Raw genomic sequence first — 13,703 nt, forward strand, 5'->3', positions numbered from 1 at the left:
TTAGCCTCGGGAACCGCGAATCATGTAGCCCACACCGCGCTTGGTGTGGATGAGCGGCTCGTGGTTTTCGCGGTTGTTGTCAATCTTGCGGCGCAGGTACGAGATGTAGGACTCGACGATCGAGGAGTCACCGTTGAAGTCGTACTCCCACACGTGGTCGAGAATCTGCGCCTTGGACAGCACACGGTTGGCGTTGAGCATCAGGTAGTGCAGCAGGTTGAACTCGGTGGGGGAGAGGTCGATTTCTTCCTCGCCGAGGAATACCTCGTGGGTATCCACGTTCAGGCTCAGGTCGTCGACGCGCAGAACGGCATCGTCCTCGTCCTGGACGGTGCGGCTACGGCGCAGGATGGCGCGGATGCGGGCAATCACCTCGTCCAGCGAGAAGGGCTTGGTCACGTAGTCGTCGCCGCCGGCACCCAGGCCGGTGACCTTGTCCTCGGTGGCGTCCTTCGCGGTGAGGAAGAGGACGGGGACGGTGCTTCCAAGCTCGCGCAGGCGACGGGTGACCTCGAAGCCGTCCATGCCGGGCATCATGACGTCGAGGACAATCAGATCGGGAGATTCGGTGTTGGCCTTCTCGAGGGCGTCGCGGCCGTTACCGGCGGTGACGACCTCAAAACCGGCAAAGCGCAGGGAAGTGGCGAGTAGTTCAAGAATATTGAATTCGTCATCAACGACGAGGAGCTTGGCTTCAGCAGACATACTCTTTATCTTTCGTTCTGAAGGGCAGGAAGGTGATCTGTCGGTGAGTAGAGAAATGCAGTGTGTGCAATAGTGTGTGGTTAGGCTTTAGAGCGCCGCAGAACTGCCAGGCCGAGCGCAACCATCAGCGCGATGAATGCGACGGGCAGAAGCACGAGCGGAATCTGGCTCATGACGGCGGGCGGGGTGGCCCCGGCCCACTTCATGAGGAGCATGACGATTCCGCTGAGCAGGCAGAGGAGGGCGAGAATACCGCCTCCCGCGCCCAGCCAACGAATGGCACGGGCGTAGGGCAGAGGCGCGGACGCCCGGTCTGAACTGCTGTGCTGGGTCTCTACGGAGGTGTTACTCATAAAATTAACCGTATCAGCTTGTGCCCAGCTCTCTGCTAGCAAAGCCCCAGAATCGGGGGTTTGGGCCCCAAATTCACAGCGTTTGTGAAGCTTAGAGGGCCTCCCGAGGTGTTCGTGTACGCGAGATGCTTTAATAGGGGTATGTCTGAACAGGTGAATGAACTGCTCCCCGAAACCGTGCCCGCCCCCGATACTCCCGCAGATGGCGCTCTGCCCGCTGCCGCCCCGGAGGAGGCCGAGACCTCGGTGGATGGTGCTGTACCTGAGAAAGTAGAGACCGCGCAGAAGATTGCGGATGAGGCCGCCGAGGAGAAGACCGAAAAGGTCGTCGAGGCCACCGTGGAGGCAGCCCTCACCGAGGCCGCCGAGGAAGCCGAATCTTCCCGGACCCCCACTGATACTTCTAACGACCCTTTCTCCGCGCCGGCTGAGGACCCGGGCGAACCCTCCCTGGGCGTTCCGCACAAGGCCCGTCGCACCTCCAAGGTGGATGAGATCCTAGCGGCGGCTAAGGATGTAGCGCTGCAGGGCGTCCGCGAGATTACCCCCGACCACAATATTGGTCTGGTGCACCACGTGCGCCCCGAGGAGGAGCGCCTGAGCACCCACCTCTTCGAGTGCACGATGCCCGGGTACCGCGGCTGGTTCTGGTTTGCGACCCTCTCCCGTGCCCCGCGCTCGAAGGTCGCTACGATTTGTGAGGTGGGCCTGCTGCCCGGTGACGATGCGCTCATCGCTCCGGATTGGGTGCCGTGGGCTGACCGCGTGCGTCCCGAGGACCTGGAGCAGGATTCTTCGTCCGATTCTTCGGAGGCACCCGCCGAGAAGAAAGCTGAGGAAAAGGCCGAGGGCTCTGAGGCCGCCGCCGCAGCCTCCGAGGAGAGCGCGGAGAGTGCAGAAGAGGGTACCGAGACTGCACCTGCCGAGGCCGCTGAGGTTTCTCTGGATTCCGACCGGGACTCCGAGGGGTCTGAGGGCAGCGTCTCCGAGTAGAGCCACCACCATAGAGATTTAAGGAGCCCCGCGGGGTGCCCGGCTGTTCGCGCTGGGCAACTCGCGGGGCTCTCTCGTGGCAAAAACCGCCCAAAGGGTACATAATGGTTTATTGAGTAAACTAACGACTTAGGCAGGGCTACCTACGCACTGTCGCGCTGATGGCTGGAGAGATAATGACTGACCTTATCGACACCACAGAGATGTACTTGCGCACTATTCTCGAACTGGAGGAAGAGGGCATCGTCCCCATGCGCGCGCGCATCGCCGAGCGTCTGGAGCACTCCGGCCCGACCGTTTCCCAGACTGTGGCCCGCATGGAGAAGCACGGACTGCTCACCGTTGAGCCTGACCGCCACCTGGAGCTGACCGACGAGGGCCGCCAGAAGGCCGTCGAGGTGATGCGCAAGCACCGCCTGGCTGAGCGTCTGCTTTCCGATATTATTGGCCTGGACCTCGAGTATGTGCACGAAGAGGCCTGCCGCTGGGAGCACGTCATGAGCGATAAGGTCGAGAAGCGCATCCTGCAGATGCTGAACGAGCCGAAGTTTTCCCCCTACGGCAACGCCATTCCCGGTCTGGAAGAGCTGGGCATTGAGAGCGAGAAGAACGACGAGCGCACCGTGCCGATGTCTCTGGCCGCTCGCGATTCGGGCCCCGAGGATCGTTTCACGATTTCCCGTTTCCCTGAGTCCATCCAGACCGACGTTGAGCTGCTGAAGCTTCTGGCGGATGCCGGCATTGTCTACGGCGCCTCGGTGTCGGTTGTGGCCGGCCAGAATGATGACGTGATCGTTCACGCCGACGGTGAGGACGATACCCTGTCCCTGGATATGGACGTGGCAAACGCAATCGTTGTGAAGCGCGCCAGCGCCCTGTAGACGTAGTTAAACAGCTGTGGAGGCGGTGCCTTCCCCGAGCGGGGGAGGCACCGCCTCCTCTGTTGACGGCTTCCGTAGCGCTCTAGTGCCGCCCGCGGGCTCGCGTGCGCGTGCTTATACTCCTCTATCCGTGGCTTTGGCAACTGCAGAAGAGTGCATTTTTCGTGTTTTTCGGTCGTGTGGGAGGCCTCAGAGGAGGCGGAATGCTGTTTTCTGGGAGATCGGTTTAAGAGACGAGGTTTATTTTTAAGAGTTTTGAATCCTGTTCTTAAGGGGCAGTGGCGCCCTTAAAAAGAATGTGCATCCTTATGAAATACCTAGTCAGAGCCATTAAACGGTTGCTAGGGGTCGCATTGATTGGAGCTTAGGTGCTTGCGCTATCAAGTATTCACCCAGGGGTGAAACGCCGAAATTTAAGCCCGAGAGAGGTGACAACTGGGAGTTTTCTGTGTATTCTCATTTCTGTGCCCAAATCCTCAACGTAAGAGGGCACCGTCGAAGCGGTTCCGCTGAGTTCTGCCAACGCTTCGATGAACGTCTACCCAGAATGGCAGAAGCGGGGGACCCAATCCCCAAGCTGGGATACGGCTTCTCACTCGAGAAGCCTCGGGGCTAAGTCACTTCGGTGGCCGAGCGAATCCATGCTCGAGCCCGACAGCTCACCTCGTCAGGCAATGGAGGAAACAATGGCTAAGAAGATCGTACGTACCGCAGGTGCAACCCTCGCAGCAGGCGCAGTTCTGCTCGGTTCGACCGTTCCCGCGAACGCATTCGCACAGATCCCCGCTGCAGCTGATCTGTCCTACGACTACACCAACTACGAGTTCGACTACACCAGCTACACCACCCCCGCAACCACCTACGTTGCACCCCAGGCTCAGGCACAGCAGACCTACGTTGCTCCCGCAGCAGCTCCGGCACCCGCAGCTGAGACCACCTACGTAGCACCCCAGGCTGAGACTCAGCAGGCTTACGTTGCTCCCGTAGCAACCCAGGAGCAGGCTGCTCCCGCTGCTTCCTCCAACACCGGTAACGCTTCCCGCGACGCAATCGTCGCAACCGCAATGAGCGGTCTGGGCGGCTCCTACGTTTGGGGCGGCAAGAGCTACGGTGCATGGGACTGCTCCGGCTTCACCTCGTGGGTTTTCGCTCAGCACGGCATCAAGCTGACCGCTTTCACCTACGCAATGAAGAACGAGCTGCGCCCCACCTCTAACCCCCAGCCCGGCGACATCGTCTTCCAGAACGGCTACAGCCACGTTGGTATCTACCTGGGCGATGGCAAGATGATTTCCGCTCTGAACCCCACCAACGGTACCCTGGTGCACCCCACCTCCTGGATGTCCGTTGATGGCTACTACACCGCTCTCTAAGCCTTAGCGCATAAGAGCTGGGTCTAGCCCAACATACTTCGAAAAGGCGCCTACCCCGCACGGGGTGGGCGCCTTTTGCGTGCCCCATTCAGCGCGCAGAATACCGCCGAGTGTGCACGTGCACTCTCGGCGGTACGTGTTGAGGCCGCTTCTCTACGGTGCGAGAGCCTGCAGGAGCTTCTGCGGGGCCTGGTCCCACTCGGTGAGCTCCGCACGTAGATTGGCCCGCGCGGGCTCCTCCCAAAGTTCGCGGGCTCGCTCGGAGAGGAAGATGCGCTCACGCTCCAGGATGGAACGCAGGAAGGTTGTGCGGCCGGTGCGGAACGCCTCATCATCGAAGTGGGAGTACTCGCTACGCACCCCGCGCAGGTAGCGGCGGTAGCGCGCCGGTTCGGCCGCCAGGATGGCCATGTCGGCGTCGAGGAAAAGTTGAATATCTACTGGCTCATAGCCTGCCGGCAGATCGGCAGACTCGGGGAACTCGTGGGCTGCCGTGGCGCGAACCAGAAGGCGCACCAGCTGTAGCTCCTCTTCGCTCAGCAGACCAGCGACGACCAGCGGCTCCAGGGAAGCGCCCGCCAGCTGTTCGCTGCGGCGCTCATCCTCACCCGGCGCGCCCTCGTACACCGCGTCGTGGAACCACGCCGCCAGAACCAACGCCAGGGGAGTAGAACCCTGCGTGCGGTGTGCGTAGAGACGGTCCAGGTCGGAGAGCATCTGCGAAAGGTGCCCGCTGTGGTGGTAGGCGCGGTGCGGCTGCTCCCACGCCTGCAACAGGCGCTCGCCCAACTCAGCCACCTGCGTTACGAGCCGGGCCCGCGACTCGGCGGACGCATCCGCACGCTCGAGACGGGGCGCAAACGCCGCCTCCCAGGCGCGAAGCAGGCGCGGGCGAATCTTTTCCGGGCGTTCCTTCAGCGGGATGCGCAGACCGCTCGCAATGAGCGTGCGAGTCAGCTGTGCGCCGCTAAGCTCAATCGCGCCCGCCTGCACCAGCTCGTCGTAGCGGTGCGCCGGTACATCGTAGTGGTCGCGGTCGAAAGCGCGCTCGCTAATGCCCGCCGCCGCGGCGAACTCGTGTAGCTCCGCCAGGGACACATCGGAGATGAGGTGCGAGAAAACGGTGCCGTGTGCGGGCCAGACGGGTGGGTCAATGTAGATGCTCATTCGTACATTGTAGGAGCGGTTCTACCGCCGGGTGCGGGTGTCTTCGGGCGGTGAACGCAGAGTGGACGCGAATCGCGCAGGCCGCAGAGGTTTCTGAACACCGTGCCGACCCGCGACGCGCGGTGCTTTATACTGGATAGGTACGCCCTCGTAGCTCAGGGGATAGAGCACTTCTCTCCTAAAGAAGGTGTCGGACGTTCGAATCGTCTCGGGGGCACACATATGACAGAACCGCCCGTCGCTTGCACTAGCAGGCGCGGGCGGTTTCTCTGTTTCTGCACGTAACGAGTACTCAAGAAAACACGTTGTTATAGCTGAGACAGGTCAATCTTGCCCATCAGCAGAATCTTCTCGCGAGCGGCCTCGTCCGCCATCAGCTCAGCGATATTATGCGGGACAACCTGCCAGGAAACGCCCCAACGGTCTACACACCAGCCGCAACGCTCCGCCTCAGGTACCGCGGAGAGCCGTTCCCAGTAGCGGTCAATTTCCTCCTGGTCGCGGCAGGAAACAACGACCGAAACCCCTGGCGTGAACGTGAAATCGTGGAAAGCGCCAGAATCGGCAGCTGCCAGCCAGGTGCCCTGCAGGTTAAAGTCGGTGAACATGACTGCATCCGATCCAAAGGGGGTGCCCTCCGGATAGTGATAGAGGGTTCCGCGGCGGGCATCATCAAAGATAGAAAGCCAGCCGTTGGTGGCTTCTTCTGCATTGCCGTGATTCGTACCGCCAAACATGAACGAGGGAATGACGAAGGGGCGAGGGTCACCCTCGGGGTTGGTGAGCATCAGCTGCCAGGTCATACCGAAACGGTCACGAACCCAGGCGTAGTGAGGAGAGAAAGGGTACTCGCCCAGTTCCATCAGCACACCGCCACTGCTCAGCTTTTCGTAGAGCTCATCAAGGTAGGCGCGCGCTTGCTCATCGCCACCGAACAGGAGCGGATCAAAGTTCAGAATGCAGCTGATGGACTGGTTCGGGGTGTACCGGTTATCACCGTTGATGAGCGTGAGCTTGAAACCGTGAATGCTGATAGTCGCCGTGAGTCCGGGAATCTGCTCGGTAATGGAGGCGTTGCGGAAAACCTCGGTGTAGAATTGCGCGGCTTCATCAGCGGTGCCGTTGCACCACAGGGCGCATGACAGGGTGGGGGTTGCGGTCTGAGTCATGCGGTCATCCTAGCACGGGGAACCTTGGATACAGGCGTGTAGCTGCCGGCGGGAGATAAGCTGTGGGTGACCGAACGGGTGGGAGCCGCGGAGTAAATGCGGTAGCATGGAATATCGAACGTGTATTCTAGGCAGCGAGGTAGACGATGAGCGACAAGCCCGAACAGCAGAAGCAGCCCTTCACCGAACAGGACGGCCTCTTCGCCGCCGAACTCGTCACCCCCGCAGCACCCGCACCGGCTGACCTTGCACCGGTGGACGAGCCGCCCTTCGACCCGTACTACGACGTACCCCCTGCCGAGGACGACTACTACGCGCCTCCCATGGACGCCGCAGTGATGGATGCCCCGGTGATGGAGGCGCCCGCACAGGACGCACCCGTCGCCCTGCCCACCGGCATGCCCGCCTACAGTGCCCCTGCTACCAGTGTCCCCACTACCAGTGCGCCCGAACCCGGCGCACCCGAACCCGGCGCGCCCGCCGCCTTCACCGCCGCAGACCCGCTCGGCGACTTCATGCCGCCCGCTTACCGAGTCGGCGGCTACGGCGAGGACTTCGACCCTGCCGACCCCTACAATGAACGCACCCACAGCCTCAATGCGGTGGACCCCGCCTCCCTCACCGCCGGGCTCAACGAACGTCAGGAAGAAGCCGTGCTGCACTCCGGCTCGCCCCTGCTCATCGTCGCGGGCGCCGGCTCCGGCAAGACCCGCGTGCTCACCCACCGCATCGCCTACCTGCTTGCAACCCACCGCGCGACCCCCGGCCAGATCCTCGCCATCACCTTCACCAACAAGGCTGCTGCCGAAATGCGTGAACGTATCGAGGCGCTGGTTGGCCCTCGTGCCAAGCACATGTGGATTTCGACCTTCCACAGCTTCTGTGTGCGCGTGCTGCGCCGTGAGGCCGCCGCCCTGGGCCTGAAGTCCACCTTCACGATCTACGATTCGACCGACTCGCAGCGCCTGCTGAGCCTCATCATCAAAGAGCTCAACCTGGACCCCAAGAAGTTCACCGCCAAGGCAGTGGGCAACCGTATTTCCGCGCTGAAGAACGAACTGGTCAGCGCTGAGGCGTACGCCTCCCGCGTGGCCTCCGATAACCCGTATGAGAAGACCATCGCGCAGATTTACACCGTCTACACGCAACGTCTGCGCGCCGCCAACTCCCTCGACTTTGACGACCTGATTGGCCGCACCGTCTTCCTGCTGAAGAAGTTCCCCGAAATCGCGAACTACTACCGCCGCAAGTTCCGCCACATCCTCGTGGACGAGTACCAGGACACCAACCACGCCCAGTACCAGCTGGTGCGCGAGCTGGTCGGCGCCCACGCGAAGGTGCCGGCTGACCGCGGCCCCTACCCGGACGCGGTGCCCCCTGCCGAGCTGACCGTGGTGGGTGACTCCGACCAGTCCATCTACGCATTCCGCGGCGCAGACATTCGCAATATCACGGACTTCGAGAAGGACTACCCGAACGCCCACACGATTCTGCTCGAGCAGAACTACCGCTCCACGCAGAACATCCTCTCGGCGGCGAACGCGGTCATTGAACGCAACCCCGATCGTCGCCCCAAGAAGCTGTGGACCGCATCCGGCGCGGGCGCGAAGATTATCGGTTACGTGGCCGAATCCGAGCACGCCGAGGCACGCTTCATCACCCGCGAAATTGACCGCCTGGCCGACGAGCACGGCGTGCAGCCCGGCGACGTTGCCATCTTCTACCGCACCAATGCGCAGTCCCGAACCCTCGAGGACATGCTCATGCGCGCCGGCCTGCCCTATCGCGTGGTCGGCGGTACCCGCTTCTACGAGCGCAAGGAAATCAAGGATGCGCTCGCCTACCTGCGCGCCCTGAGCAACCCCGATGACGACGTGAACGTGCGCCGCATCCTGAATGAGCCCAAGCGCGGTATCGGGGCCAAGTCCGAGTCTGTGGTGGCCGATTACGCGACCGCTCACCGCATCTCGTTCTTTGCGGCGGCTCGTCAGGCTGCCGATGTTCCGGGTCTGGGTGCCGCCGCCGTGAAGAAGTACGCCGAGTTCGTGCGCCTCATGGATGACCTGGCGCAGATTGCCCGCACCGAACCCGCCGCAACCTGCCTGGAAGCGGTCCTGGAGCAGACCGGATACCTGGCGGCTCTGCGCGCCTCCAAGGACATTCAGGACGAGTCGCGTGTGGAGAACCTCTCCGAGCTGCTCGACGCTATGGTCGAGTTCGAGACCGAGAACCCCGGTGCTGACCTGGAGCAGTTCCTCGAGCACGTGGCGCTGGTTGCCGATGCTGACTCGATCCCGAACCGCCCTGCCAGCGCGGAGGGTGAGAACGCCTCCGCCGCACAGATTGCCGCCGAAGCGGCCGAGGCGAAGGCCCAGGGCATGGTCACCCTCATGACCCTGCACACCGCCAAGGGCCTGGAGTTCCCCGTGGTGTTCCTGACCGGTATGGAACACGGCCTGTTCCCACACCAGCGCGCCCTGACCGATGAGAAGGAAATGAGCGAGGAACGCCGCCTGGCGTATGTGGGTCTGACCCGCGCCATGGAGCGCCTGTACCTGACCCGCTCCGAGACTCGCACGATGTGGGGTAAGAGCCAGTTCAACCCGCCCTCGCCCTTCCTGGAGGAAATCCCGGAGGAGCTCATCGAGTGGAAGCGCACCGCGGGCTTCTCTGGCTTCGGCGCCTCTGGCATGGGGGCCTACGGCGCTCGCGGTGGTGGCTCCTATGGCGGCGGCTCATACGGTGGTTCCTACGGCAATGGTTACTCCGGCGGTTCGCGCTCCGGATACGGCTCGGGTTATGGCTCTAACAGCTATGGATCCCGAGGTTCCTACTCTGATTCCTATGAGTCCCGCCCTGTGCGCCGCTCCGAGCCGTCCACCGCGGATATTAACGGTTCGGCGAGCTACGGGCTGGCGGCGGCTACCGCCTCCTCGAAGGTGACGAACCGTTCCCGCGTGCATCAGAGCAAGGAAATCCCGACCCTGGCGGTCGGCGATACCGTGCGCCACACCAAGTTCGGTGAGGGCCGCGTGCTCGCCGTTGAGGGTAGCGGCGATAAGACCGTGGCGAAGGTTCGCTTCGGCTCGGAAGAGAAGCGCCTGCTGCTACGTTACGCGCCGCTGGAGAAGGTGAGCTAGCGAGTCAGGAGCGAGAACCTGATAGAGCTGATGGAGGGGCGGGTATCCGATGGTGTCCGCCCCTGCCTTGCGCGCTCCCTTGCGCGTGCTTTAGGTGCCTGGCTCCTAAACCTTTTCCCGGCATGCGATACGCGGTGATATCCACCCCGCAATATCTGTGACCTAAGTCGCTAAAATCCCGTATTTCGGGCTCCGTGAGTGCGAGCTCACGCCGAATCCGATAGAGTAGAAACGAGAGAAATTCCCCGCGTCAATGATGCGCGTGCGCCGGGTGCGAGAGACCCCTATCGCACCGTAGCGGGCACATGGGGAATACTCCTCTAATGACCAGGCCGAGCGTACACCGCGCTCGGCACCACTTCGAAGAAGAAGGACACCTGTGGACCTTTTCGAATACCAGGCGCGCGAGCTCTTCGCCAAGCACGGCGTTCCCGTGCTCAAGGGCATTGTTGCGACCACCCCTGAAGAAGCAAAGGCAGCAGCTGAGGAAATTGGCGGCCTGACCGTCATCAAGGCTCAGGTTAAGACCGGCGGCCGCGGTAAGGCCGGCGGCGTGAAGCTCGCAAAGTCCCCCGAAGAGGCTTACGAGCACGCTAAGGCAATTCTCGGCATGGACATCAAGGGCCACACCGTTCACCGCGTGCTGGTCGCCGACGGCGCAGACATCGCTGAAGAGTACTACTTCTCCCTGCTGCTGGACCGTGCAAACCGCTCCTACCTGGCAATGTGCTCGGTTGAAGGCGGTATGGAAATTGAGCAGCTGGCAGCTGAGCGTCCCGAGGCGCTGGCCAAGGTTGAGGTTGACCCGCTGGTCGGCCTGGACCAGGCTAAGGCCGAGGAGATTGTGAAGGCAGCAGGCTTCTCCGCAGAACTGCAGGAGAAGGTTGTTCCCGTCCTCGTCAAGCTGGGTGAGGTCTTCAGCAAGGAAGACGCAACCCTGGTTGAGGTTAACCCCCTCGTTCTGACCCCCGAGGGCACCATCCTGGCCCTGGATGGCAAGGTCTCCCTGGACGACAACGCAGAATTCCGCCAGCCCGAGCACGAGGCTCTCGTGGACAAGTCCGCAGAGAACCCCCTGGAAGCTAAGGCAAAGCAGTTCGACCTGAACTACGTGAAGCTGGACGGCGAGGTCGGCATCGTTGGTAACGGTGCAGGTCTGGTTATGTCCACCCTGGACGTCGTTGCCTACGCCGGTGAGAACCACGGCAACGTCAAGCCCGCTAACTTCCTTGATATTGGTGGCGGCGCCTCCGCCGAGGTTATGGCTGCCGGCCTGGAGATCATTCTGGGCGACGAGCAGGTCAAGAGCGTCTTCGTGAACGTCTTCGGCGGCATCACCGCGTGTGACGCAGTGGCCGACGGCATTGTGAAGGCTCTGGAGATCCTGGGCGACGCAGCAACCAAGCCCCTGGTTGTGCGCCTGGACGGCAACAATGTTGCTGAGGGTCGCCGCATCCTCTCCGAGGCGAACCACCCGCTGGTTGTTCTGGCTGAGACCATGGACTCCGGCGCTGACAAGGCAGCAGAGCTCGCTCACAAGGCGTAATCGCCAGCAAAGGATTTCAAGGAAGTAATATGTCTATCTTTGTGAACAAGGACTCCAAGGTCATCGTTCAGGGCATCACCGGTGGCGAGGGTACCAAGCACACCGCACGCATGCTCGCAGCTGGCACCAACATTGTGGGCGGCGTGAACGCCCGCAAGGCCGGCACTACCGTCACCCACAAGGCAAAGGACGGCTCGGACATCGAGCTGACCGTGTTCGGTACCGTGGCTGAGGCTATGGAGAAGACCGGTGCGAACGTCTCCATCGTGTTCGTTCCCCCGGCCTTCACCAAGGCAGCAGTTCTCGAGGCTATCGAGGCTAAGATCGGCCTCGTTGTCGTCATCACCGAGGGCGTTCCGGTTCAGGACTCCGCAGAGTTCTGGGCAGCTGCTAAGGCATCCGTGGACGAGAACGGCAAGCAGATCACCCGCATCATCGGCCCCAACTGCCCCGGCATCATCTCCCCCGAGGAGTGCCTGGTCGGTATTATCCCGGCGAACATCACCGGTAAGGGCAAGATTGGTCTGGTCTCCAAGTCCGGTACCCTGACCTACCAGCTGATGTACGAACTGTCCGACATTGGTTTCACCACCGCTATCGGTATTGGTGGCGACCCGATCATCGGCACCACCCACATCGACGCTCTGGAAGCTTTCGAAGCTGACCCCGAGACCGAGGCAATCGTCATGATTGGTGAGATCGGTGGTGACGCTGAGGAGCGTGCTGCAGAGTACATCAAGGCTAACGTGACCAAGCCCGTCGTTGGTTACATTGCGGGCTTCACCGCTCCTGAGGGTAAGACCATGGGCCACGCAGGCGCTATTGTCTCCGGTTCCTCCGGTACCGCTCAGGCGAAGAAGGAAGCTCTGGAAGCAGCAGGCGTGAAGGTCGGTAAGACCCCCTCCGAGGCTGCAAACCTGATGCGCGAAATCTTCGCAGCGAAGTAGTTATAGCCTAGCTATATAAATGACCCCGGTAGATAAACATTCGATGTTTGTTTGCCGGGGTTATTTTATTCTCTATTAGCTTTTAGATATAAGGAGTGCAGGAATGAAAATTAGTGTAGAACGTTATCATTACCCGATTGGACAAGGTACTTTTAGTGCTCAGATTATTAAAGGGCTGGGGGGCTCAAAATATGTATGTGTTTATGATTGTGGATCAGATAGTGGTGTGAATAGGATTCCTACATGTGTAAATAATTTATATGAAAAATTGAATCCCAATAGAAAAGATAAGGCAAAAATTGATTTACTGGTCATTTCTCATCTTGATAGGGATCACGTAAATGGCGTATCAAAATTAATAGAATTATTTGACGTCAAGAAAATTGTAATTCCGTATATGAGTAAAATTGAAAAGATAATGCTTGCATTGGATTCCCCTAGTGGTAGCAGTATGTTGCATGGACAAGATTATCTGAGTCCCCGTTCTTCTCTTATAAGTGCAATTATTAGATCTGGGGATGAGAATAGACATTTCCTGGAAGAATTGGGGGATGTAGAGATTGTCGAGTCCTCAAGAGATATATCCACTGAATATTTTGATATGAATAAAGATACATCTAAAGTGAAATATTGGCCCTACAAATTGTGGGAGTTTCTTCATTTCTCTTTATATGCTGGCGAAGAAGAATCTGTTAAAGATAGATTCGTTGAGGAATTTAAAAATTCCTACAGGTTAGAATTTCGTAGGAATTGTAAAGATTTGAATAAAATGACCGCTAGTGATTTAAGTAATGACTGGATTAAACTTAAGGAAGTATATATAAAAACTTGTAAACGTATGGAGGAGGTACATGGTGTTAATTGCAAAGATATATTCAATTCCTCCTCGGTTATCCTCTATAGTGGTCCTGCTGATAATCTTACAGGCTCCGGTGAAAATTATTGTCATGTGCATCGTGTAAGTAAAGGGCGGCAAATTATTGTAGATTACAAGAATTTAGATGAACATTATCGAGAGAGTTTTTACTATCGCATTGAGAATGATAATTCAAAATATATTGGGGGATGGTTAGGGACAGGTGATGCTCGGCTAGCGGACTGCCTGAACATTGATGAACTTAGAGTTAATCTGGGGCAGGAAAGGATAAATCGTATACGGGTTTTAACAGTCCCTCATCATGGCTCAACAAATAACTCAAATGAAAAATTTTATAGTATTTTTTCTCGATCTAGGGTGGAATGTGTAGTACATTCGGATCCAGGGTATACGTTTCATCATCCTCATACTGAAATTGAGGAATTGATAGCCAAGAAAGGTCTTGTTGAGGTACCTGTGACTAAGGAACCTGAGTCTTGTTATAAGGAACGTCTTCTATATCGATATTGGTAGGAACGTGGGCCACGCAGGCGCTATTGTCTCCGGTTCCTC

Annotated in this window: 11 protein-coding genes, 1 tRNA gene and 1 riboswitch; of the genes, 8 read left to right on the forward strand and 4 right to left on the reverse strand. The window is 59.3% G+C overall.

The window, feature by feature from the left end; translation table 11 throughout:
* Complete coding sequence (locus tag HMPREF2944_RS01745; protein WP_049343156.1) at positions 1-705, reverse strand: response regulator transcription factor; 705 nt, start codon at positions 703-705, stop codon at positions 1-3.
* An 80-nt stretch (positions 706-785) separates the two neighbouring features.
* Complete coding sequence (locus HMPREF2944_RS01750) at positions 786-1,058, reverse strand: hypothetical protein (RefSeq protein WP_049331544.1); 273 nt, start codon at positions 1,056-1,058, stop codon at positions 786-788.
* Between the two features lie 141 nt (positions 1,059-1,199).
* Here HMPREF2944_RS01750 and HMPREF2944_RS01755 point away from each other — a divergent pair, with 141 nt between their 5' ends.
* The 3 genes from HMPREF2944_RS01755 (at position 1,200) to HMPREF2944_RS01765 (ending at position 4,305) form a co-directional block, all read left to right on the forward strand.
* Positions 1,200-2,051: a DUF3027 domain-containing protein gene (locus HMPREF2944_RS01755; protein WP_070679892.1), complete on the forward strand. Its 852-nt coding sequence runs from the start codon at positions 1,200-1,202 to the stop codon at positions 2,049-2,051.
* A 176-nt stretch (positions 2,052-2,227) separates the two neighbouring features.
* Entirely contained in the window at positions 2,228-2,932 is a 705-nt protein-coding gene (locus HMPREF2944_RS01760) for an iron-dependent transcriptional repressor DtxR (protein WP_049331549.1), read from the forward strand.
* A gap of 526 nt (positions 2,933-3,458) precedes the next feature.
* A riboswitch (cyclic di-AMP (ydaO/yuaA leader) is annotated at positions 3,459-3,619 on the forward strand.
* Positions 3,619-4,305 carry a C40 family peptidase gene (locus tag HMPREF2944_RS01765; protein ID WP_049331550.1) on the forward strand — a complete coding sequence of 229 codons (687 nt, stop codon included), beginning with the start codon at positions 3,619-3,621 and terminating at the stop codon, positions 4,303-4,305. It overlaps the preceding riboswitch by 1 nt.
* Positions 4,306-4,458: 153 nt before the next feature.
* Here the strand turns inward: HMPREF2944_RS01765 and HMPREF2944_RS01770 are convergent, their stop codons facing one another.
* Entirely contained in the window at positions 4,459-5,472 is a 1,014-nt protein-coding gene (locus HMPREF2944_RS01770; protein ID WP_070679894.1) for a DUF4031 domain-containing protein, read from the reverse strand.
* Between the two features lie 144 nt (positions 5,473-5,616).
* On the opposite strand from HMPREF2944_RS01770, the gene HMPREF2944_RS01775 reads away from it, so the two are divergent.
* Positions 5,617-5,689 (forward strand) — tRNA-Arg (locus HMPREF2944_RS01775).
* 91 nt (positions 5,690-5,780) lie between these two features.
* Here the strand turns inward: HMPREF2944_RS01775 and HMPREF2944_RS01780 are convergent.
* Positions 5,781-6,641 carry a VOC family protein gene (locus tag HMPREF2944_RS01780; RefSeq protein ID WP_070679897.1) on the reverse strand — a complete coding sequence of 287 codons (861 nt, stop codon included), beginning with the start codon at positions 6,639-6,641 and terminating at the stop codon, positions 5,781-5,783.
* A gap of 146 nt (positions 6,642-6,787) precedes the next feature.
* On the opposite strand from HMPREF2944_RS01780, the gene HMPREF2944_RS01785 reads away from it, so the two are divergent.
* The 4 genes from HMPREF2944_RS01785 to HMPREF2944_RS09120 all read left to right on the forward strand — a co-directional run bounded on the left by HMPREF2944_RS01785 (position 6,788) and on the right by HMPREF2944_RS09120 (position 13,664).
* Positions 6,788-9,781 (forward strand): UvrD-helicase domain-containing protein, encoded by a 2,994-nt coding sequence (locus HMPREF2944_RS01785; protein WP_070649948.1) that lies wholly within the window; start codon positions 6,788-6,790, stop codon positions 9,779-9,781.
* Between the two features lie 379 nt (positions 9,782-10,160).
* The gene (sucC, locus tag HMPREF2944_RS01790) at positions 10,161-11,327 is read left to right on the forward strand and encodes an ADP-forming succinate--CoA ligase subunit beta (protein ID WP_049331559.1); all 1,167 of its coding nucleotides are present in this window, start codon (positions 10,161-10,163) and stop codon (positions 11,325-11,327) included.
* A 29-nt stretch (positions 11,328-11,356) separates the two neighbouring features.
* On the forward strand, positions 11,357-12,274 hold the full coding sequence (gene sucD / locus HMPREF2944_RS01795; RefSeq protein WP_049331561.1) for a succinate--CoA ligase subunit alpha: 918 nt from the start codon (positions 11,357-11,359) through the stop codon (positions 12,272-12,274).
* A gap of 103 nt (positions 12,275-12,377) precedes the next feature.
* Positions 12,378-13,664, forward strand: coding sequence for an MBL fold metallo-hydrolase (locus HMPREF2944_RS09120; protein WP_141754248.1), 1,287 nt, complete (start codon positions 12,378-12,380; stop codon positions 13,662-13,664).
* Positions 13,665-13,703 lie beyond the last annotated feature (39 nt).

Source organism: Rothia sp. HMSC072E10 (genome assembly GCF_001813965.1).
In the GTDB taxonomy this organism is placed as follows: domain Bacteria; phylum Actinomycetota; class Actinomycetes; order Actinomycetales; family Micrococcaceae; genus Rothia; species Rothia mucilaginosa_A.